Raw genomic sequence first — 23281 nt, 5'->3', positions numbered from 1 at the left:
GTTTAAAACAACGTAAGTTGCTGAACTTTTTCTTGGGTTTGCTTAGAAGTCGTTTCCGGGCCTTCTAATTGACGTAAGATCTGTTGAGCCCTCGATATCACACAAAGAGGAAAGCCAGCAAGTTTCGCAACGTGTATTCCAAAACTTTTCTGAGAATGTCCTTTAAGAATCTCATATAAGAATACAGGATGGCCGCCATTTTCTCTCACCCCCGCATGGAAATTTTCTACATGCGGACAGTGATTCTCTAGATCTGTAAGTTCTTTATAATGCGTGGCGAATAGAGTTTTAGCTTTTTTCCCTTCGGTAAATAGCAGATACTCTACAACGGATTGTGCAATTGCTAAGCCATCATAAGTACTTGTTCCTCGACCGACCTCATCAAGAACGATTAAAGAGCGGTCCGTAGCATTATGTAAAATATTAGCTGTTTCTGCCATTTCCACCATGAATGTAGACATCCCTTTAGATAGATTATCTCCAGCACCTATACGCGTGAAGATTTTATCAATCATGCCGATATGCGCAGATCTTGCAGGGATAAACGAACCCATTTGTGCCATAATGATAAGCAGAGCAATTTGTCGGATATAGGTGGATTTCCCCGCCATATTTGGACCCGTGATTAAAATCATTCGTGTCCGTGCACTATGCATTTTTATATCATTGGGGATAAAAGTTCCCCGATCTAATAATGTTTGTGCGACAGGATGCATCCCTCCCGTTATAGACAGAGAGTCGCTAGTATCTACAATAGGACGACAATAACCATATTCTGCAGCAAGGTCAGCAAGAGAAAGAATATAGTCTGTATCCGCGATGACTTGAGATAGAGAAAGAATTGCATCACGTTGTTCAAGAATTTGCGCACATAAATCCTTAAATAATTGCGTCTCTAACGTCTGCAATTTATCGGAAACATTAAGCATGTCATCTTGGAATTCTTGCAGCTTCTCTGTTGTAAAACGCTCAGCATGTAGACGTGATTGCCTGCGGATAAAATCTTTAGGTAATAGAGGAGCAAGATCGCTACTCACTTCTATATAATAGCCTAAAACTTGGGAATAGCAGACTTTAAGTTTTTTAACTCCCGTTTGTGTGCGGATAGCATCTTGATATTGCCACAACCACTCTTTGGAATTTTCACGAGTATAGCGTAGGCGCTTAAGGTCGGGATGGTGATCATCAGAGAAAATATTTCCATCGGAGATTCTTAAAGGTAGTTCTCCAAAAAGAGCTTTAGAAAGTAGTTCTAAAAGAGAAGCTAGGCCAAGACCTAGGGTGAATTTTCCATGGAAAAATTCTGGTAGAGGTAGGGGAGAAAGAATCTCACAAATATGCATACTAGCATTTAATGAATCACGAAGCATCCCTATATCTTTAGGACCTGCTAATGCCGTGGTAATCTTCGTAGTTAAACGTTCTAGATCGCGTACTTGGGACAGGAAAGATCGTAGATTTTTTCTTAATTCCGAACGATTCAAAAGAAACTCCACAGCATCTTGACGTAGCAAGATTTCTTTTTGATCGTAAAAAGGATTGACTAAAGTATTACGTAGTAGTCTGCCCCCCATAGGAGTGCAGGTGCGTTCCATAACATGTAAAAGAGAACTCTTCCCTTGAGGATCATGTATAGGGGTTAAAAGCTCAAGGTTTACTTGAGACGCAGTATCTATGAGCAAGTGTTTTTGATTTCCGTGTGTTTTGGGTACGGAAATGTGCTCAACAGGTAAAAGAAGTTTATCTTGAAGATAGGAAAGTAGAGCCCCTGCTGCGTTAATAGCAGGAACGAGACCTTTGAGGCCGAAACCATCCAAGGACGATACATTGAAATGGGAGGATAACTTCTGCGTAGCAAACTGATGCTCGAATGCCCAGTCAGAGTAGGTAGATAAAGTAAGTTTTAAATGCTGTTGGATTTGTTCTACGATCTCAAAGTGTTTTTTATAGAATTTGTCACAGCTTAAGATTTCTGTAGGGGCTAAACGACAGATTTCATCAATAAGATCTTTCATATTGTCGTATTCGTTTAACAGAAATGCTCCTGTGGAGAAATCTAAACATGAAAATCCAAATAAAGAGCCAACACGATAGATAGAGACAATATAATTATTCGCTTTTTCAGGAAGTAGTGAGGAAGAAAGTAATGTTCCTGGAGTGACAAATCTCTGCAGTTCTCTAGCTAAAGGTTCGGATTTTCCTTTATTGTTTTGTGCTTCTTCGATCTGTTCGGCAATAGCAACTTTGAATCCTTTACTCACCAAACGGTCTATATACCCGTTTACTGTAGATACAGGAATTCCACTCATAGGAATCCCTTGTCTTTGCGTGAGATTAATATCTAAATTCTGAGAGAGCAAAACAGCATCGTCATAGAAAGCCTCGTAAAAATCCCCCATGCGGAAGAGAAGGAGAGACTCTCCTGCTTGCTCCTTACATTGATGCCATTGCTTCATCATAGGTGTAGGTTTTTTTGATGTCATAGTTCTTCTTTTGAGGAAAATATTACCTAGAGATTAACCTAGTTGAGTGGAAGACAACGCTTAGAAATGTTGCTATTCCATAAATTCAATAACTGCTGGTTAGATTAGCAAACTCATGTAAAAGACCATAGAGATTTTGCCGAATTTTCCAATGCGTTAGCCTGCTAGATTACTACATTTATCCTTCGGTATCAAGATGGGGATCATATAGAATTTTGTTGATAACCGATTCATAAAGTGAGCTGTCTTTCATTTAAAGCAGTGAATATGGCATAACCAAGGAACAGCCAAGCTTATAACTTATGTATACAGAAGAAAGTTTAGATAATCTTAGACACAGCATTGATATTATCGAAGTGCTTTCGGAACACCTCCATTTAAAAAGAAGTGGAGCTACCTATAAAGCGTGTTGTCCCTTTCATGTAGAAAAAACGCCTTCTTTTATTATCAATCCGACAGGGGCTTACTACCATTGTTTTGGTTGTGGAGCTCACGGGGATGCTATTAGTTTTTTAATGAACCATCTCGGGTATTCATTTAGTGAGGCTGTTCTCACTTTATCGAAGAAATTTCATGTAGATTTAATTGTTAAAATTAAGGATACACAATCTCCTTTCTCAACAGGCGCTAAGGATGAATTACGTCAAATTAACAGTGAGGCAGAAAAACTTTTCCGTTTCTGTTTGTATCAGCTTGCTGAGGGGAGGGAAGCTTTACAATATTTGTATCGTCGGGGATTCTCTCCAGATACTATAGACCGTTTTCATTTAGGCTATGCTCCCGAACAAACCTTGTTTATCCAAGCAATGCGGGAAAAAGATATTTCTGAAAAACAGCTTGAAGATGCAGGTTTCATAGGAAATAAATGGTTTTTATTTTCCCGTAGAATCATTTTCCCTGTCCATGATGCCTTAGGGCATACCATAGGGTTTTCATCGAGAAAATTTTTGGAAAATACACGGGGGAGTAAGTATGTCAACACTCCTGAAACTATTATTTTTAAAAAGTCTCGAGCTCTTTTTGGACTCCATCTATCTCGGAGAAGAATAGCGAAAGAAAAACGTGTGATTCTAGTTGAAGGTCAGGCGGATTGCTTGCAGATGATAGACTCAGGGTTTAACTGTACTCTTGCTGCTCAAGGAACCTCTTTCACTGAAGATCACGTAAAAGAATTAAGTAAACTAGGTGTTCTTAAAGCTTATCTACTTTTCGATGGTGATGATGCTGGAGTGAAAGCTGCCATTCGTGTTGGAGATATGTGCCAGACGGCAGGGATCGCTGTTATGGTCTGTCGTCTTCCCAAAGGAGAAGACCCTGATTCCTTTTTAATGCATAAAGGAGCTCGACTTCTTGGAGAGCTACTAGATCAAAGTGAGGATTACCTCACTTTTCTTGTTAGTGAAAAAATTCGTGTGTATCCGAATTTTTCTCCAAGAGAGAAGGCTCTGGTAATTGAAGAGACGATTACACAGATTAAAAAGTGGGGGAACCTTATTGTTGTCTACGAGCATCTCAAGCAGTTAGCTTCTTTGATGATGATCCCTGAAAGTATGGTATTTTCCTTAGCGAAATTAGAATCAGGAATCACACCGAGCAAGGCCCCTGTAGCTAATAAAGAGAAGTTACCAAAAATTCATTCCGATGTGATTATTGAAACCGATATTTTGCGCTGCATGCTATTTTGCAAACCCCATAACATCAGTATTCCTCATACAGCAAAAAATTACTTCACAGCTATGGATTTCAAACATCCTGAGTGTAGAAAGCTATTTTCCCATCTGATTGAATATTACGAAAAACATCACAGTAATCTTCCTTTTGACAAAGCGCTATCCTTGTTGGAAGATAAGATCATCATAGAGCTTTTAATAAAACGACGTATAAATACCGACTGTCTTGAGAACGTATTTGTACAATCTTTACAGAAGCTCGCAGATCGTCAGTGGAGGGAACACCGTCATCCACTCGCAAGTCAATCAAAAAGCCCCCAGGGACAGAAACTCTCCATTCTCGAAGATTATGTCCGTTTACGTAAAGATAGGGTTATAGTTACTCTCCTAGATCCCCAGGAATGTTAGTTATATTTCCTCTTTGTCTATGATTATTAACTATTTGTAAAGATTGAAAAATTAATAAGTTTAATATAAAATGTTGCCTTGTTAATTTTTTAATTCATTGGTTTTTTATGAAAACTTTAAAGTTTCTTTTACCAATACTTGCCTGGGCTCTATGTTGCGGAGGGATGGTAACGGAGTCGAACCATAGCCGTGGCATCATCGTTTCGGAAGCCATGGGATTGGCAGCTGCCCGTTGTAGTTCTTTATCTAGTCAAGCTGGTGAGCTTGCTAAGGCTGCAGGCCTTGGCTATGGAGCTTCTGCTTTACTTCAAGAATGGCAGAATCAACAAGCTATAGAATTAGAGACATTGATAGCAAGAAACAACGAAATCTAGAATATCGAATCGCGTTTTATAAGATTATTTTTTGCAAATAGTGATTTTATATCCCCGTTATTCTATCTTTGCCTACGCCATATCGGAGAAACTAGTCATTGATTAGAAGCCTATTCGATATGCTTTGTGAATTTTGATAGGCGGGGAATTGATTTTATGCGTTTTTGTTGTTTTGTTCTTTTTTTATTAGCATCTTTGCCTACTTGGGGAAAAGAACAGTCTTTAAGAGGTTGTGAAGATCCTGTTTATAATAAATTTTCTCCTCCACAGCATGTGGAACTTCTTAATGGGGAAAGAGTATATTATTCCTACCATAGTGCTTTAGAAAACGCTAAGGATAGCGGGAAGTGTTGTATATTTGTGTACTTTAATTCGACTTCTAAAAAAGTATGGGGAGACATCACTAAAAAAGATTTTTGTTTCCCCACTGAGCTGGCCGGTCTATTTAATATTGTCGTTATGCAGCCAGGTCTGATTAGCCCTACGGATTTCTATCCTAAAATGGATCCTATGATTTTATACATGGCGGATTTTCAGGATCGTTTTTGGGAGTTAGATCTTCAAAACCCCTGTGTGATTCTTATTACTGTAGATTCTAAGGGCCGTGATAAGGTGCAAAGAGTTCTTCCTGTCTCTACCTTTATTTCTATGTATTCAAGATCATAAGTTTTATGTTGTGATATTATCAGGCGCTAGTTTTCTATACGCCTGGTACTTAACAACATGAAGTTAATCTTTCTTTTATTTTAATTAGACCGTAGAAGCCCTTGTTGTTTTAAAATTAGAATACACTATTCCTAAAACTAAGGCTTTGATATCTTTGTCTCCAATATATCCATAAAACTAGCAATGGAGGAGCCTTATGCACATCTTGTTATCTATACTCTCACTGTTGTTAGCCCTGCCAGCTATTGCAGGAGAAACCTCTACATTGAAAGAAGACGACAGCGGCCAGCAGATCGAAGATATTTCAGAGAAGCATCCTTTTATATTTCATTCTTATGACGATTGTCTAACTGCGGTAAGACAAGAAGGTAGAAATACTATGATCGTTCTATACAGTGATGAGAACACTATAGCGTTTCAACCGTTATATACCATGGCGATAGATATGGAAGGATCGGTTCTTAGTAAATACGCAAAGTTTGCTGTGTTGAGCCCCACGGGGATTAACTTATTAATCTATCCTCCGGTTCCTGATCCTATGCTTGCCGAAATAGCAGCATTTAAAGCGCTATTTCCAGAGGTTAAAGATCTTAAGGGAGCCTATTTGATTACTATTTGCGTTACTGATAGTGATGAAAAAATCATGGATATGGCTCCGATTGATCTGCCTTTAGACAATGCTATAAAGCCCATCATCTCCCCACGTTCATAATAAACAATGTTTTTTTCTTCAGGTATCCCGACCTAGATTTTAAAATCGGGATATCTTTTTTCTACGCCTCATGATATCGTGATAGGCATTTTAACTAGGAAAAGTAGTTTTATGCGTATCTTATTAGCTTTATTATCATGTTTATTATTGCCATGTCAGTTTGTTCACGCCGATGAAGAAACAACTGCTCCTGTAGTTTCAGAAAGTTGTGTCGCTCATGTTTTCCAAGACTATGAAGAAGCTCTGCTATATGCTAGAGAAGAAAGCATTCCTTTAATTATTGTTTTGATGAGCGGCACCCACCAACAAGTATTGGCAGATCTTGTTGATGAAGGATTAGATCTCAGCGATTTCTTTGGATTTTCATTAAGAAATACAGCAGCTATAGCTGTTTTACATCCCGATGATAGCAATGTAGCAGAATATTCTAAACTTGAAGATTTTAAGAATAGATTCCCTGGTTCAGCGTTCCCTGAAGAGCCCGGTGTTTTCATGGTAACTATCGTACTCGATGGAGAAGATGAAACCCTTCTAGATACCACCCCACTTTATCTTTAAGATTTGTGTATCGAAATGACAAAAGTGAGAAAAGTGGCCGTAGATAGAATCTATAGAGCCACTTTTTTTTATGCTTAGAAGTAATTCTATACTTTTAGTGCTTCCCAATGATACGAAGAAAACTTTTCCAGAGCTGTTAGCAATAGGTAAATGCGTAAGTTTTGCAACTCTTCGCTTCCACTAGTGACATGTACCTCATTTAAGAATGTATTGATGCTATCAGTAAGGTCTCCAAGACTGAGGAAGTAGTCTTTTTTACTATCCTTTGTTTGTACAGACGCATCAAAGTGATCTAGAGCTGCTTTAAGTTGCGATTCTTGTAGATCAAGTTCAATTGGAGTCAGTGTGTTTGTAGAGAGTTTTAATGAGGCTAAGATCTTTTTCAAACGATTGTGCGTCGTTGTGATTTTTTCAAGAATAGCTCTGTGACTATTTTTCATAGCCTGAAGTGCTGTTGCTGATTTTAACATCTCTACAGGATTCTTTTCAGAGGTGTCAGAAAGTACAGTAGCGATTTCATCCTTGCTAAATCCTAATGAAGCCATGAAGGTCTTTAATCTTCCCCAGATGAAGGTTAAGATATCACGGATAACCGCAGGTTTATCCCAAGTAGCTCCTTGAACAGTAGCTGGGAAATTATCAGCTAAATGATGTAATAGACTTTCAAGATCCAAAGAGGCTTCTGAAGCATGTAACAATGTAAGAATTTCTAAAGATTGACGACGTAAGGCATAAGGATCGTGAGATGAAGTAGGTCGAAGATCTAAGATGAAACAAGAAAGTAAATTATCAAAACGATCTATTAGGCTTAATAGTGTTCCCGTAGTCGAGATGGTTTGACCATCGGTAATATGCCGGAGGTGTTCTCCTACAGCTACTGCGGCTGCATGAGATAACCCAGCATGCTTTATATAGTATTCTCCCATGATGCCTTGTAGTTCTGCAAATTCATTAACAACAGCAGAGACTAAGTCCGCTTTACAAAACTCTATTGCTGTTGTTATGTCTTCTTGAGAAGATATAGGCAGGAGAGGATAAACAACTTCCTTGTGGGCTTTTAGTCTTTCTACTTTGTCATAAAGAGAACCAAGAGCTTCAAAGTAAGTGACAGCCTTTAGCTTATCGACAAAGATAGCTAACGATGTTTTCAGATCCTGAGCGAAAAGGAAATCTCCATCAGTAAGGCGAGGTGTTAAGGCTTTTTCATTTCCCTCAATGATAATATCGTTAGGACAGTTGTCACATACTAAAATAAACTGGTTGGTAATCTCTTTAGCTGTATTTTGTGTAGGGAAGTATTTTTGATGATTTACCATTTCAGCAATCAGCAACTCTTTAGGCAAAGCACAGAATTTTTTATCAAACTGCGCGCAGGTAACAAAAGGATGCTCAGTAAGGAAAACTGTCTCTTCAAGTAAACGAGGATTTGCCACGGGAGAAACATTGTCGGAACTATGCAATTTCAATCCCTGTTCAATGATTTCTCGACGTTCTTTATGCGAAACGACTACACAGGCATTACGTAGGGTATCGATATAATGTTCACAAGAAGGAATAGGAACTTCCCTAGGATCCAACTGTCGGTGACCCATAGAGGTATTCCCAGCTACGACTTTTCCAAAAGAAAAAGGAAGAATAGATGTTCCGTATAAGGATACTATCCAACGGATAGGTCGTGCGTATTCTACACCACTATCGTCATAGACCATCTTCTTGGGGAATTTCATAGACTGAATTAATTTAGGTAATTCATTGGCTAAGATCGTTACTGTATCTCTACATACTTCAGGATGTAGAATGAAGAGATAGTTTACAGAGCCAATCTCACGGATCTCAAATAGAGAGTGCTGGGACAGCTCGTCATAATGACGAATAGAAATGTTGTGAGAAGCAAAAAATTGTTCTCCTTGTGCAGTGATATCTCCAGAATCACTAAATAATGAGGAGAGCATAGGACCTTTCTTCTCAACAGCTTTTTGAATGGCTGTAGGCTCCAATTTATAAACTAATAGAGCGAGTCTTCGTGGAGATCCTAAAACCTCTAAACTTTCGTAACCAATATTGTAATCAGCTAAAAGCTTTTTCGCTAAAGACTCTAATTGTTGAATGCCAATAGGAACAAAGGTCGCAGGGAGCTCTTCAGAGCCAATTTCTAATAAGTAATTTTCCGTTGTTGTAATTTTAGGACAGGGCAGAGACGGGGAAGTTTCGTCCTTATGCACGCCTTGTTTGTGCAATAAGGGGTAATTTAAAGAAGCTCGCCACTCTACATAACCATCAGCAACGGCACGGGCTAATTGACGAATTCTAGTGATGTAACGCGTACGTTCTGTAACAGAAATCACTCCCCGAGCATCAAGAATATTAAAAGCGTGAGACGCTTTGATAACAAAGTCGTAAGCAGGAGCTGGTAGTCCTTTATCTAAGGTGGCGAGCGCTTCTTGAGCAAAATCTTCAAAATGTTTTAACCACATTTGCGTATTGGCGACATCAAAGTTATATTCACTCCAAGATTTTTCAGAAGCTTGGGTAATGTCCCCATAGGTAAGCTCATCATTCCATAAGACATCAAAAATAGAGCTTTTCTTTTGTAGGTACATGGCAATTCTTTCGATGCCATAGGTAATTTCCCCACTAATTGTATCCAGAGGTTTACTTCCGATAGCTTGGAAATAAGTCAGCTGGGTAATTTCCATCCCATTTAACCATACTTCCCAACCTAAACCCCACGCGCCAATCGTAGGATTTTCCCAGTCATCATGAACAAAACGAATATCGTGTTCACGAAGATCCAAACCAATAATCTGCAAAGACTCTTTATACAGAGAAAGAAAATTTGAAGGGACAGGCTTAAGAATGACTTGAAGCTGGTGGTAGTTTTGCAAACGGTTAGGATGCATGCCATAACGACCATCTTGAGGACGTCTTGAAGGCTCTACATATGCAGTTTTATAGGGTTCAGGACCCAAGGCACGTAAAAATGTTGCTGGATTAAATGTCCCCGCTCCGACTTCTAGATCATACCCCTGATGAATCACACACCCCTGTTCACTCCAGAACTGCAAAATTTTAGCAATCATAGCTTGTAAGGTAAGAGGTTGCGACATAGTAAAACTCCGATTAAAAAATAGGATCTAGAAAAATCTGTTTGTTCAACTACTAGATGGTGTTTGAGAATATAGGTTTTTTGTAGAAATAAAGGCAAAGATACCACTACAAATAAAAACAAACAATACTAAGAGCAAAACAAGAGATCATCTTATAGAAATAGGATCTTCAAAAACTAGGTTTTTCATCATTATAACATTCGGTACTTGCGCTCTAATTCTTATCTATTTAATTTGTTTTTTAGGCATTCATTTAATGCTGAGGTTCCGGTTTAAGTAATTTTTTTGATAGAGGTGTGGGGTGGGACTACCTAATTATCTAACTTTTTCCCGGCTATTTATAACGCCAATTTTCATGCTACTCTATCTTAAAGGAAAGTGGCTTGGAATTACTCCTGTAGTTCTTCCATATGTTCTACTTGCTCTTTTAGGCCTTTCAGAGCTCACAGATGCTATTGACGGCTATATAGCTAGGAAATTTTCTCAAGTTACAGATTTAGGGAAGCTTCTTGATCCCATGGCAGACAGTATTTATAGAATTTCCCTCTATTTAACATTCACACAGCCTCCGGTAAATTTCCCTTTAATTCTTGTATTCATATTTTTAGCTAGAGATTCGGTAATCAGTACGCTACGTACGGTATGCGCTTTCCGAGGCGTTGTCCTTGCAGCTAGGGCAAGTGGGAAGTTAAAAGCTATTTTACAAGGCGTAAGCTTTTTATTGATTTTACTTGCTATGATTCCTCATTCCTTAGGAATGATCTCTGAGGGGGATTTGGAACTTTTTGCTTCTGTAGTAGGGTGTATTGTTGCAATCTACTCTGTATGTTCAGGAGTTGAATACTTCTGGGTGAATAAAAATCACGTATTACAGAGAGCAAAATCCAAAGATCATAATAAGGAATTATAGACTCCTAAATAATGTATCGCCATTGTTGTTAGACCCGAAGATCGCAGCATACCTTCTTCTACAAGTTGGAACCATATGTCCGGCTCTTGTCTGTAAGTGGTAATTGCTAGCGTTAGCATGTGAAGGAAATCATTGAAATTATCCGTCTGAGAGAATGTGAACCCATTGATTCCCGTTACAACCGTATCGGCAAGGCCTCCGGTAGATCTAACTAAGGGAACCGTTCCATAACGCATTCCAATGAGTTGTGTGAGCCCACAGGGCTCAAAATGAGAAGGAATACAGATCATGTCCGCAGCCCCATACACTAACCGGGCTAGAGGATCGTTATAATCTAAGATAATGCGGATATTCGGAGAAGTCGTTAACGACTCTTGTAAATTTGTAAATTTTCTTTGAATTTCTGGATCGTAACACGTGCCTACTATGACTAAAGCATAGCCATTTTCCATAGCATGGAGAATGGCTGCTTTCATAAATTCAGGCCCTTTTTGTTCTACAATGCGAGAAATGATGCACATTAAAGGAGAGTATTCATAGGACAGCCCTAATTTCTCATATAGAGCATTTTTATTTTCCTCTTTCTTTGTGAATAAAACATCAGGAGCATCAAGTAAATCTTTGCTGTAATTGACAGCCAAAGAAGCATCCGTTTCAGGATTCCAGATCTGTTCATCTATACCATTTAAGATCCCACAGAAAACATGGCGTCTAGCCATGATCGCATCGTGCATTTCATAATCAGAATAATCATTAAGAATCTCTTGAGCATATGTAGGGGAGACAGTGGTAATATAATCAGAACAATATAGAGCTCCTTTCAGTAATACACTCATCTGAGGATCTCTATATAATTGATAATTACTTAACCCGAAATCGCTGATCCCTGATGTCCCAAGTAATTGTGTGCTGCAATAGCCTCGATAACTAAAATTATGAATTGTAAAAATTCTTTTTGGATAATGCGGGCGGTTAGGTTCTTTTAAAAGGCCGCTTAGAAGCCCCATATGCCAATCATGCATGTGTACAATGTCCACATGATCTAATTCCCCAATGTAGGCGGCAGCGGCAGCAGAGAAAGCGCTGAAGCGTAATGTATCATCTTCAGTATAGATTGTTGATGTTGAGAACAGATCTAATTGTGAATCCAATTTAATTATTGTGAGAATCATTCCTTCATAGGAATAGGAAATGGAATGCGCATGCTGTCTCCCTAGGAATTCGTAAGAAAAAACCTTCTCGTCAATTACTTGAGAAGAAAAAGAGGGGGTGATTAGAGGAAAGAAAGGAAGTAATACCTCAACATCATGGCTTTCAGACAATGCTTTTGATAAGCCATAGACGGCATCACCTAATCCGCCAGCTTTAATAAAAGGAGCAAATTCTACAGCAGTTTGTATGATTTTCATGACTTTCTCTTTACCAAGGCCTACCTGCGCCTCATAGCAAGCAGAGAACAAAAATCACAAGATGAAAAGCCTTGTTTTTGACCCGGTAGTTTGACGTTATGGCAAAATTCTTAAAGACTTTGCGATTTTCCTATTTTCAAAAACTGAAGATTAGATAAACTATAGCCTAATGCTGGGGTGTAGCCAAGCGGTAAGGCAGCGGTTTTTGGTACCGTGCATCGGAGGTTCGAATCCTTTCACCCCAAGGTTTCTTGTTATTTCTTTTTTTTATTACCCACGTCACTTTTTTTGTTTTGTTAAGGAAAATCTCATTTTAGGGAAAAGATTGACTTTTTCCGAGATAGAGCTATAATTTTGCCTCGAAAACTGTTCAGATATATGTTCTAGACATGACAGTCGATGGCTCCTAGAAAAACATATTTAACTCTAAGAGGAAGTGTTTCAGAGGGGGTTCTTTTAGCTCAAGATTATGGAGAATAGCACATTATGGAGCTCGTAGTTACAAGTCGCGAGACTGATAAAAAATCTTTGCTTAAAAAAATTCGTCAAACAGGAGGGATCCCCGCTGTTATTTATTCCGGTGGGAAGAGCTTGGCTAATATCGTTGTTGACGCTCACGTATTTGGCAAATTTTTATCTAGCCTAGAAAGTGGTGCGCTATCTTCTACAATTTTTTCTTTATCTTACGAAGGGCGTACAATTAAGGCTCTTGTTAAAGATATTCAATATCAAGTTACCTCATACAGAGTAATTCACTTAGATTTTGAAGAACTTATAGAAGATCGTGATGTGAAGTTAAATATTCCAATTCGCTGCATTAATGCTGTGGATTGTGTCGGCGTAAAATTAGGTGGATCTTTAAGACAAGTTATCCGTGCTATGCGCGTCGTATGTAAACCTAAAGATATTGTGCCTTGCCTAGAGTTGGATGTTCGGTCGTTGGGATTATCTCAGACAAGAAAATTAGCTGATATTAACATCCCTGCGGGACTTCGTCCTATTACTCCTTTAAAGGAAGTTGTTGTAACAGTATCTAGAAGATAATTTTAATTATGACGATGCTGATTGTTGCCATAGGGAATCCAGGGCGTCAATATACATGGACGCGGCATAATATAGGATTCCTCTGTGCGGACAAACTGCTTCAAGGGTTTCCTGAAGCTCAATTTAAAGAAGCTCGCAAATTATTTTCTGATATTGCCAAAGTAGAATCGCCTCAAGGATCTATGGTTTTTATTAAACCTAGAACTTACGTCAATCTAAGTGGTAAGGCTGTCTCAGCAGTTAAGGAATATTATGGTATTCCCATAGACCGTATTTTAGTTCTCGCTGATGACGTAAACCATCCTTTCGGTAATGTGCGTCTTCGCCAGAATGCTGGCGGTGGCGGGCATAAAGGCATAAAAAGTATCACGCAAAGCCTAGGTTCGAATGATTATTGGCAATTGCGTTTGGGTATAGGTCGACCTCAAAGAGAAGATATAGAGTTGTCGGACTTCGTTCTTGGACAGTTTACTGAAGAAGAACAGATTGGAATACAATCTTTATTTATCGAGGCCAGTGCGTTGTTTTCTCAATGGTGTTCTGGGACTCAAACGGCCTAGGAGATCCTATTAAGTAATTTTTATAGACTAGGATATCTTAGGGAAATAAACTACTCTAGCTATGTTTAGGAGTTTTTAATGAAAGAAAAAAAAGCCCAACTTTACGAAGGGGCGTATGTATTTAGCGTTACTCTGAGTGAGGAAGCTAGACGCAAAGCTTTGGAGAAGGTAACTTCAGGCATCACAAACTATGGTGGTGAAATTCTAAAGATTCATGATCAGGGACGCAAAAAATTAGCGTATACTATTCGTGGAGCTAGAGAAGGTTACTACTATCTTATCTACTTCACAGTAGTTCCTGGAGTAATAGCCGAATTATGGAAAGAATATCATCTTAATGAAGATCTTCTCAGATTCTTAACCCTTAAAGCTGATGCGGTCAAAGAAGTTTTAGAGTTCGCATCATTGCCAGAATAATTTTTTAAGGAGCAAACATGAATAAGCCTGTTCATAATAATGAACACAGAAGGAAGCGTTTTAATAAGAAATGCCCTTTTGTTTCCGCAGGTTGGAAAACAATCGATTATAAAGACACGGAAACTTTAAAAAAATTCATTACAGAAAGAGGTAAGATCTTACCTAGAAGAATTACAGGTGTCTCTTCCCGCTTCCAAGGTACACTTACCCTAGCTATTAAGAGAGCACGTCATATAGGGTTACTACCTTTTGTAGCAGAAGATTAATTTAGAGGAAGAGAGACAACATGAAACAACAACTACTTTTACTAGAGGATGTTGATGGTTTAGGCCGTAGTGGCGATATCGTAACCGCGCGTCCTGGATATGTCCGAAACTATCTTATGCCTCAAAAGAAAGCCGTTATAGCGGGAGCTGGAACTTTACGTTTACAAGCGAAGCTGAAAGAAGAACGGTTATTACGCGCCGCAGAAGATAGAGCGGAATCTGAAAAATTAGCAGAAGCCCTCAGAGATGTTATTCTTGAGTTTCAGGTTCGTGTAGACCCAGATAACAATATGTACGGTTCTGTCACGATTAGTGATATTATCGATGAGGCAGCTAAGAAAAACATTATTCTTACACGTAAGAATTTCCCACATTCCCACTATGCGATTAAAAATCTTGGGAAGAAAAGCGTGCCTTTAAAACTGAAAGAAGATGTTACTGCAACTTTATTTGTTGAAGTGTCTTCTGAAAGTTCTTATGTCGCCGTTCTTAATCAACAGCCCACTCAAGAAGAGCCTGCTGCTGAAGAATCAAACTAGACATTTAGGGGGGAGAAGTTTACTTCTCCCCTATAAAAAATTGGTTTTATGGATTTTTTTTCTCCGGCAAAGCTCAATCTTTTTTTAAAGCTTCATGGTAAGACGTCACGTGGTTTCCATGAGATGACTACCCAATATCAGGTTATTGATTTCGGAGATACTCTGTGCTTAGAGAGGAGTAATGAAGACACTCTTATTTGTAATCTCCCAGAATTAAGTACTCCACAGAATCTCGTATGGAAAAGTCTTCAGATTTTTAGAGACTACACCCAGGTAAATGATCCTGTAGCCTGGAGATTGCATAAACGCATTCCTATAGGAGCTGGTGTAGGCGGAGGTAGTAGCAATGCTGCAACAGCACTCTATGCTTTAAATGAGCATTTCCAAACACAATTATCCAATGATGAGCTTCAAGAATTAGGGAAAAAGATCGGTATGGATGTACCTTTATTCTTTTCTTCAGGTTCTGCCATAGGTGTAGGCTGTGGTGAAGAGATTCTTCCTTATGAAGATTACAATTGTGAAGAGAGATATGTCCTGTATTTTTCTGATCAAGGAGTACTAACTAAAGATGCTTTTTCTTATGTGCATCCTGAAGACTTCTCTCATCGGAAAGATGCCATAGCCTTGTACGAGAGAGATAATGATTTAGAGAAGTCCGTATTTCGTTTCCGCAAGGACCTTGAAGAGAAAAAACAAATGCTAAAAAGGATGTGGAGTCCTTTTCATGCTCATGTCGGGATGTCTGGAGCTGGGGCAACTTTATTTGTAAGCTATCCCAGAGAAATGGAAACAGATCCTTCGGTAGCAAAAGCTATTCATACTACTATCCAAGATAGTCACGGTTTGCTTGTAAATAGCCTACGCAAGCAAAGCAGTGGATGGTTTCTGAATTCCGATAATTTATTTACAGCAGCAAGATAGTAAGGTGCCTTCAGCAACCGAAGCGATCTTACTTGCTTCTACAGAAAGAGTGCTCTCAGCTTGGCAAACGTCATAAGGCTGATCAGCATTTTCCTGCTCACGTGAAGATCCAAGAACACATGAAGAAGCAGCAGTAATCTTTTGAAGAGCTTTTTTAATCTCTTCAGTATTGTTATCAGTAGTCAGTAGTGTAATTGTATGTGACATAATTAGACCCTCATCTATCTCTTTTACTTATAGAAATAAAAAATTTTTTACAATTTCTTTCCCACTTTCTATTTTTTACAGAGAGAAAATTCTTAATTATTTAACTCGCTTTTTGGAAAAGATTTTTGAGTCTTTATTTTTACTCAAGATATCTCTATTGCTAATTATAAGAATTAGCGTCTCCTAGGTTGTTTTATGATTTTACCTCAGTATTCTTCATCATTGAAGACAGGGGCGGCTTTACTTTTTTTCTTTTCGATATTGCATACCTTTCTTACTCCTTGGTTATTCGGCAGGTGTCAACTGTATCAACATAAGAAAATGGTATTTCCTGAAAGATGGAAGAAATACCTTTGGTTAAGTGAATTCTATCGATTGATAAGTAGGGTAGAGCTAGTTTTCGTTCTTTGGGCAGCCCCCTTATTTCTATGGTTTCTCTATTCTGAGGGGTATAGAGTGACCATGAGCTATTTCAATAGCAGGAATTATGTATTTTCTCTTTTTATTGTTATCATGCTCATTCTGCTTGAATCGCGCCCTATTGTTTATTTCTCAGAATGTATTTTTTCAAATATTGCAAAAATAGGTCGGCAGTCTCCGCGATGTTGGTGGTGGACGTTGATGATAGCCGCACCATTATCCGGAGCGCTTCTTAAAGAAACAGGAGCTATGATTATTGCTGCAACGTTACTGGTTAGAAATTTTTATAAGTTTTCCCCATCCCCGCGTTTTGCTTATGCAACGATGGGATTGTTATTTTCTAATATATCTATTGGAGGATTAACCTCAGCACTATCTTCTAGAGCTCTATTTATTATTTTACCCTCAGTAAAATGGAACAATAGCTTTATTTTAAAATATTTTTGCTGGAAATCTATAATTGCCATCTTACTATCGACAACTATTTACTATCTTATTTTTAGAAAGGAATTTAATAATTTCCCCAAAGTAGTAATCAATCCTTCTATGATGAATGAACGCGTCCCTAAATGGATTATTTTCGTTCATATTATTCTTGTTGGCTCTGTAATCCTAGCACGATCAGTCCCATTATTAATGGCTGCCATCTTTCTGTTTTATTTAGGATTTCAGAAGTTTACGATTTTCTATCAGCACTCAATTAATATTTCGAAAGTATGCTTTGTAGGACTTTTTTATGCTGGGCTTGTGATTTTCGGAGAACTTCAAGAATGGTGGGTTTTAGAGCTCATGCATAGAATGTCAGATTTTGGTTATATTATTACCTCATATACCCTATCTATATTCTTAGATAATGCCTTGGTAAACTATCTTGTTCATAATCTTCCCGTAGCTACCGACTGTTTCCTGTACCTCGTTATTGCTGGATGCATGTCTGCAGGGGGACTTACAATTGTTTCGAATATGCCGAACATTGTGGGATATCTCATCTTAAGGCCTTCATTTCCATCCTCGTCACTATCTTTAGGATGGCTATTCTTATTTGCCTTAGGGCCATCAATCATATCATTGATGACCTTTTGGTTTCTCAGAGATATTCCTGAATTCATTTACTGCTTTTTCAGATAGGAAAGAGCTAAAGGTCTTTCCCATGAATGTATACAGGAATTTCTGATCCTAATTTTTGATTTAGAAATTCCTGGCAGTAGGTTTTGAAGGTCGTATAACTCATAGTTTTGGCAGCAGTAATCTTTTGATTAGGCTGTGAAAACTGCACAGAAGCTTTTTCAAAGGCTAACGAAAATAATGCTAATCCCATGGATTCTAATGAATGTGTGGGGTCTGTAATATTTTTTATGTAAGCATCTTTTAAATCAGAAAAATATTGTTCAGACATACCAAATTTTTCTGGAGATAGAGCAACTTCTTCAATGAATGTTTTTGTTTTTGCTACAAGCTCTTGAGGTGTGTAGGCATTAGAACGGATATAGAATAGACCTGAAGGACACAATAAAGGTTCGTGATAACATGCTCCTATGACATAGCCTAATTGTTGTTCTGTTCGCAAATGAGAAAAAGCTATGTGATGCAGCCATTTAAACATCATTTCTGTAGCGACAATATGCTCAATAGAAGAGGAATGCGTATCTTGTAAAACTAGCAGCATGGCATTCCCTGATAGAGGATAGTCGATTTTTATATTCGAAATTTTTTTGTCCTGTCTTTGATAGTAGAAAGCATCTGCTTCATATGTAGGATATGCAGAGACAAAGTCTTTAACGATAGTCACTAATTCTTGTTCCTGCTTCTTTGAAGGTGGGCCAAGAACCATAGCCTCAACATGGAGCTGTTCAAATAGGATTTTTGAGAAGTTTTCTACTTCTTCAAAATCCATTGTTTGAAGTGCGCTTAATTTATCTTGGTAAGAGTAAACATCATTTAGGGTATAAGACCAAAGTCTATCCATACCTGCGCGTATAGGGCATTCTGAGATCTTTCTTTGATACGTTTCTATAAGCCGCTGCTTATGTATATCGAATCTCTCTTTCTCTATAGAAGGTTTTAACGAGGATAAAATAGATTTCAATAAGATTGGCGCTGTAGCGTTGTATCCTGAAACTTCTAAGTTCAATCCATCTCCACGTAAGGAGGTAGAGAAGAAAAGACCAGCCTGAGCTGCTAGATAGTATTCCTTAAGGAGATTTTCATTAATGGCTAGAGAACATAGATCTGTAGCGATTAAGGAACGAATATTCTTTCTAGAGATATTAGGAGAGCGCATGCGCAAGTTTATAGTGAGCTTGGGCATCGTATAGAAATAGTCTTCGCAATAGTAGAGGGTAAGACCGCTATCCTTATACGCTAATTGAGGTTTGAACGGGAATTCGTTATTTTCTGTTCTAGATATACCTGTAACCTCAATATTTTTCGGAATATAGATGTTCGGTTGAGGTAGAGCCATGCGCTCTTGAGCAAAAGCCTGTTTGTAAGATTCTAAATCTGGCAGAGATGCTTCATAATAGTCCATTTTGAAAATGGTGTCGTGATGCTTTATTGCCTTTTGCCAATTTTCAGGATTTTTTGTTGATAATACATAATGTGCTTGATAGGGATCTGAAAGAATTTTCAGAATATTCTGTTCTTCCTCAGGAGAGTATTTTGGATAGACAAGTGACTGATACGGAAAGGTTGATAAATCCTCATCTATAAGATCTGCAATTTGTTCCTGAAGAGTTCTAAAGAGATCTGTTTTTGAACTGTAGCAATATTCTAAAGTATTAATTGTCGAAATGTCTTTCAAACAATATGCAGGGATTCCTTCTTCTTGGATCTGATGTAGATATTTAAAAGTATGAAGTAATACCTTTGAGTACTCTCTCTCGCCTTTTTCAGTGAGCTGATAGTATATGGTAAAATTCCCTGTGCTGTCCGATGTTTTATAAAATCCAGAATCAAATCCAGTAATGAGTTTTTCTTTTTTTAATAAAGAAACTAAACTACCCGTGGCTTCATGATTTAATACGTAGGCAAGGGCAGCATAACAACCAAAAGGAGCTTGGGACGTATTATATAAATGCCAGTAAATCTTTATACTTGCTGTAGGTTCGACAGCAGAATTAATATAAAGCTTCCCTGCTGAGAGGTCTGTTTCAGGGAGGGAGAACGTTTTTTTGCTAAGACTATTTTTCTTAGAGGGAATTTTAGAGAAGATTTTCGGAAAGATTTTTACAGCTTTTTCTATTGGCTCCACTGTATGGATAACAGCAATCATATTTTCAGGATGGTAATGCTGCTGAAACCACGCATGCATATCCTGAGATTTTACTTTTGCTAAGGTAAAGGCATTCCCACATCCAAATCTTTGGATGGGATGCCCTTGAGGAGCAATAAGTTGTTGAATGCGATGTACACGACGAAGATCATTATTTGGATGCATCACGAATTCTTGATGTACAGCATTTTTCTCCCTATCAATGTCTTCCTGATCGAAAATAGGTTGGATAAATAAATGTACGAATTGATTGATAGCTTCAGGGAATGCTGAGTTCTTTATAGAGAATAGATAACTTGTTGTGTAGGAACTAGTATAGGCGTTGTGAATGCCGTTATTATTACTTAGGAAATGAGAAAAACCTTCATTATTTGGGTATTTCTCATTTCCTAAGAAGACACAATGTTCTGTTAAATGCGCTAATCCAGGAAATTCTTTAGGGTCAGAAGAATTTCCTGTTTTTACTGCTAGAGCCGCTCCTGAATTAGAAATACTGGGATTAGAAACTATGAGAAGCTGAAGACCATTCGCACAAACAACCTTGGCGGTTTTTTGATCTGCTATTGATGGGGTAAGGATTTTTAGTGGGCACTGATCGGGGATGGTTCGCGTGTGCTGTTTGCATGATGTGACTAGTAGAGATAGGAGTAGGGTAACAGACAGAGCCCTCCATTTCATTCTTATAATTCCTCATATAGCTGCGTTAAAATGGAAAATGCTTTTTTTGATCTTAATGCTCGTTGTCTGCGCTTGTCACATTGTGAAAGTTCCTCTTCAGAACATAGGTGATCTAATAAAATCTCTTCTCCAAAACTAAAAGAAAGAGGAGCAAAGAAAATTGCTCGATATTCTCCAATAGCATCTTCTATCGTTGGTGGTGGTGGGAGAATGTCGTAAGTTTTTAATGCGAATGGATAAAAATGAGCGGGTCTTCCCGATGCCTTCGTTAATAAACGAAACATTTCCACACTTTCTGGTTGAAATTCTGAGGGATAAAGAAGATTTTCTGGGGTTTTCCTATCTCTACCTCCTGCAGGAGCTACATAAATGAACTTGCCTCCTTCATTAAGTAGAGTTCTCAGCGTTTTCATACTCTTTTGATTGTGGTGTAGCTTCTCTTCTTTTTGTTCAGGGGGATTATTAATATGACGTCTTGAATAGATGCATAATAAATCACAGCCCATACTGAATGGACGGGCTAGGGGATCGGAAGTTACGCGGTCTCCTGCTACGAAAATCATATTCTCAACTAGTTCGGGATGAGTCTTCCCTAAAGCATAGTACATCAGCTGGGGATCACATTCTGTTTGGTGATTTGCAAGTAAAATCACGTTGTCTTTGCGATCTATAAATTCTTGAATTTGATCTAGATGATGAAGATTATGAACTTTAGAATTCTCATCATCTACAAGAACTGAGAAAAATTGCTTGCCGAAATCAAATAAATCTATCGGCGAGCGAATTTTCTTATGGTAAGGAGGAAAGATGAAAGGATCTTTCAGATCCTCAATGACAATCTTCAGCCATTGTAGACATAACTCCTCAGCTTTTTCCAAAGAACATTTCTTTGTCGCTGCATCAAGATAGTTTTGATGATATATCTGAAACTTCTGATACAAAGGTTCGGGCAGGGATTGATTGCCGAAGGATTGTAGTAAATATCTAGAAAAATGCATAACCATGCCTATAACTCAATACTCTCTCCTGTAACTAATGAGAAGAATTGGTAATGGTTGAGATGAAGCGAGTCTGAAGTGTTAATTTGTAATTTAGCTTTTAAATGTTTAGCCAAACGGATGAGTTCATCATCGTCTTTTTCCTGTTTCATATAACCAGCAATTTCCGGATGAACAACTAAACATAGATGCGTGTGTTCTTTATGATTGATCACTTTTTTGAGATCTCTTTCAATCTCAATAACCACACTTTCTGGAGTTTTGATAATTGCGTTACCGCTACAATAGGGGCACGTTGTAAATAGTGTCTGCATTAAAGATTCACGATTTCTCTGACGAGTCATTTCTACAAGACCGAATTCACTCATGCTTAAAATAGTACAGCGTGCAGCATCGTATTTCATATGTTCTTTTAGACGTTCTAAAACACGACGTTGGTTTTTACGCGATTTCATATCTATGAAATCAATGATTACCAAGCCTCCAACATTGCGTAGACGTAGTTGTCTAGCGATTTCTTCTGCTGCTTCTAGGTTGATTTGAACCAAAGTCTCTTCAACACCACTTTCTAATTGTGTACTTCTCCCTGAGTTCACATCAATTGTGTGCATCGCTTCTGTTTTATCGAAAAATAGATAACCGCCACTAGAAAGCCAGATTTTTCTCTTTGTTGCCTTGTCAATTTCTTTTTCAATGTTGAATCGTTCAAACATAGGGATTGAATCACGATAGTATTCAATCTTTACAGAAGAATCAGGGGAATATTTTTTGAGCATACGCTTACATTTTTGATAGGTAGAATAATCATCAATGAGTAAACGTTTATAATTCTTATCAATACAGGTGATTACAGCCTTTTTCAGGATATCGGTCTCTTCATAAAGTAGACAAGGCTGATCTGTGGAGTGGAATTTTTCTAAAATACCTTTCCAAGTTGCTAGTAAGTCATGAGCTTCATTTATCAATGCATCAGTAGAAGCAAGCACGCTGGCTGTGCGACAAATCAGACCCATATCTTGAGGCATTTCAAAAGAGCGAATAAGCTGCTTTAGCTGATCTCTCATGTGGGGGTCTTCAATTTTTCTAGACACACCGCGGTGCGGAGAGTTGGGGAGTAAAACTAAATAACGTCCGGGAATGGAAATATTTGAGGTTAGACGTGCACCTTTGGTCCCTATGGGTTCCTTAACTACCTGAACTAACACAGGGCTGTCTAACTTTAATAATTCCTCTATTGGTGCTTCTGGTTTTTCACTGTCTTCCTTGGGGAGAACATCGAAATCCATATCGAACATTTGTTCAAACTTCTTAGAATTTTCTAATACGTCTGAAATGTGAATGAAACCATTTTCTCTTTCATCAATGTTAATGAAAGCAGATTGAATGTTTCTTAAGATATTAGTTACGCGACCTCGATAGATGTTGCCCTTGAGCTGGCGAATTTTTTTTCTTTCAATAATGAGATCAAAAAGCTGACCGTTTTTTAAATGAGCGTAGCGAATTTCTTTAGACTCTATATTTAACAAGATGTCGTTTTCCATGGTCTTCCTTGATGCCTAATCCGTCTTTCCCGCTATTGCTTGGATATGATTCGGGTAGGTTTGTTTGTAGAAGCGGTCCTAAACTTCCTAGATATTTGTCTACTGACTGCGGAAAAAAT

General features: G+C 38.2%; 20 protein-coding genes and 1 tRNA gene. 14 read left to right on the top strand and 7 right to left on the bottom strand.

Annotated elements, in window-relative coordinates; genetic code table 11:
* Positions 1-2: 2 nt before the first annotated feature.
* A complete protein-coding gene (mutS, locus tag CCA_RS04155; RefSeq protein WP_011006784.1) occupies positions 3-2483 on the bottom strand; it encodes a DNA mismatch repair protein MutS in 2481 nt (826 codons plus the stop codon).
* A 302-nt stretch (positions 2484-2785) separates the two neighbouring features.
* On the opposite strand from mutS, the gene dnaG reads away from it, so the two are divergent.
* From dnaG to CCA_RS04130, 5 genes are all read left to right on the top strand, one after another.
* Positions 2786-4561 carry a DNA primase gene (gene dnaG, locus CCA_RS04150; RefSeq protein WP_011006783.1) on the top strand — a complete coding sequence of 592 codons (1776 nt, stop codon included), beginning with the start codon at positions 2786-2788 and terminating at the stop codon, positions 4559-4561.
* A 107-nt stretch (positions 4562-4668) separates the two neighbouring features.
* Complete coding sequence (locus CCA_RS04145; protein ID WP_011006782.1) at positions 4669-4935, top strand: hypothetical protein; 267 nt, start codon at positions 4669-4671, stop codon at positions 4933-4935.
* 156 nt (positions 4936-5091) lie between these two features.
* Positions 5092-5601: a hypothetical protein gene (locus CCA_RS04140; protein WP_011006781.1), complete on the top strand. Its 510-nt coding sequence runs from the start codon at positions 5092-5094 to the stop codon at positions 5599-5601.
* Between the two features lie 196 nt (positions 5602-5797).
* Entirely contained in the window at positions 5798-6313 is a 516-nt protein-coding gene (locus CCA_RS04135) for a hypothetical protein (RefSeq protein ID WP_011006780.1), read from the top strand.
* A 111-nt stretch (positions 6314-6424) separates the two neighbouring features.
* Positions 6425-6871, top strand: coding sequence for a hypothetical protein (locus CCA_RS04130; protein ID WP_011006779.1), 447 nt, complete (start codon positions 6425-6427; stop codon positions 6869-6871).
* Between the two features lie 86 nt (positions 6872-6957).
* On the opposite strand, the gene CCA_RS04125 is transcribed toward CCA_RS04130, so the two are convergent.
* A complete protein-coding gene (locus tag CCA_RS04125) occupies positions 6958-9978 on the bottom strand; it encodes a glycine--tRNA ligase (protein WP_011006778.1) in 3021 nt (1006 codons plus the stop codon).
* 301 nt (positions 9979-10279) lie between these two features.
* Between CCA_RS04125 and pgsA the strand changes: the two genes are divergently transcribed.
* Positions 10280-10888 (top strand): CDP-diacylglycerol--glycerol-3-phosphate 3-phosphatidyltransferase, encoded by a 609-nt coding sequence (gene pgsA / locus CCA_RS04120; RefSeq protein WP_011006777.1) that lies wholly within the window; start codon positions 10280-10282, stop codon positions 10886-10888.
* On the opposite strand, the gene glgA is transcribed toward pgsA, so the two are convergent.
* Positions 10870-12297, bottom strand: coding sequence for a glycogen synthase GlgA (glgA, locus tag CCA_RS04115; protein WP_011006776.1), 1428 nt, complete (start codon positions 12295-12297; stop codon positions 10870-10872). The genes pgsA and glgA overlap by 19 nt on opposite strands.
* Positions 12298-12470: 173 nt before the next feature.
* On the opposite strand from glgA, the gene CCA_RS04110 reads away from it, so the two are divergent.
* From CCA_RS04110 to ispE, 7 genes are all read left to right on the top strand, one after another.
* Positions 12471-12542: transfer RNA gene (locus CCA_RS04110), tRNA-Gln, on the top strand.
* A gap of 241 nt (positions 12543-12783) precedes the next feature.
* Complete coding sequence (locus CCA_RS04105) at positions 12784-13341, top strand: 50S ribosomal protein L25/general stress protein Ctc (RefSeq protein ID WP_011006775.1); 558 nt, start codon at positions 12784-12786, stop codon at positions 13339-13341.
* Between the two features lie 8 nt (positions 13342-13349).
* Positions 13350-13901, top strand: coding sequence for an aminoacyl-tRNA hydrolase (gene pth / locus CCA_RS04100; RefSeq protein WP_011006774.1), 552 nt, complete (start codon positions 13350-13352; stop codon positions 13899-13901).
* A gap of 78 nt (positions 13902-13979) precedes the next feature.
* Positions 13980-14318, top strand: coding sequence for a 30S ribosomal protein S6 (gene rpsF / locus CCA_RS04095; RefSeq protein WP_011006773.1), 339 nt, complete (start codon positions 13980-13982; stop codon positions 14316-14318).
* Between the two features lie 17 nt (positions 14319-14335).
* Entirely contained in the window at positions 14336-14584 is a 249-nt protein-coding gene (gene rpsR / locus CCA_RS04090; protein WP_011006772.1) for a 30S ribosomal protein S18, read from the top strand.
* A gap of 20 nt (positions 14585-14604) precedes the next feature.
* Positions 14605-15123: a 50S ribosomal protein L9 gene (gene rplI / locus CCA_RS04085; RefSeq protein WP_011006771.1), complete on the top strand. Its 519-nt coding sequence runs from the start codon at positions 14605-14607 to the stop codon at positions 15121-15123.
* 48 nt (positions 15124-15171) lie between these two features.
* Positions 15172-16047, top strand: coding sequence for a 4-(cytidine 5'-diphospho)-2-C-methyl-D-erythritol kinase (gene ispE, locus CCA_RS04080; protein ID WP_011006770.1), 876 nt, complete (start codon positions 15172-15174; stop codon positions 16045-16047).
* Here ispE and rbp7 read toward each other — a convergent pair.
* Positions 16027-16254, bottom strand: coding sequence for a reticulate body protein Rbp-7 (rbp7, locus tag CCA_RS04075; RefSeq protein ID WP_011006769.1), 228 nt, complete (start codon positions 16252-16254; stop codon positions 16027-16029). The two genes, ispE and rbp7, sit on opposite strands and share 21 nt — an antisense overlap.
* A 195-nt stretch (positions 16255-16449) precedes the next feature.
* Between rbp7 and CCA_RS04070 the strand changes: the two genes are divergently transcribed.
* Complete coding sequence (locus tag CCA_RS04070; protein WP_011006768.1) at positions 16450-17802, top strand: putative Na+/H+ antiporter; 1353 nt, start codon at positions 16450-16452, stop codon at positions 17800-17802.
* Between the two features lie 7 nt (positions 17803-17809).
* Here CCA_RS04070 and CCA_RS04065 read toward each other — a convergent pair whose 3' ends face one another.
* From CCA_RS04065 to CCA_RS04055, 3 genes are read right to left on the bottom strand one after another with little or no spacing between them, the layout of a single operon-like run.
* Positions 17810-20623, bottom strand: a complete 2814-nt coding sequence (locus CCA_RS04065; protein ID WP_011006767.1) for an insulinase family protein — start codon at positions 20621-20623, stop codon at positions 17810-17812.
* A 2-nt stretch (positions 20624-20625) separates the two neighbouring features.
* Complete coding sequence (locus tag CCA_RS04060) at positions 20626-21621, bottom strand: 1-acyl-sn-glycerol-3-phosphate acyltransferase (protein ID WP_011006766.1); 996 nt, start codon at positions 21619-21621, stop codon at positions 20626-20628.
* 8 nt (positions 21622-21629) lie between these two features.
* A complete protein-coding gene (locus tag CCA_RS04055) occupies positions 21630-23162 on the bottom strand; it encodes an Rne/Rng family ribonuclease (protein ID WP_011006765.1) in 1533 nt (510 codons plus the stop codon).
* Between the last annotated feature and the right edge of the window lie 119 nt (positions 23163-23281).

The sequence above is a fragment of the Chlamydia caviae GPIC genome (assembly GCF_000007605.1).
In the GTDB taxonomy this organism is placed as follows: Bacteria; Chlamydiota; Chlamydiia; order Chlamydiales; family Chlamydiaceae; genus Chlamydia; species Chlamydia caviae.
This window is presented reverse-complemented; position numbering and strand designations above follow the sequence as displayed.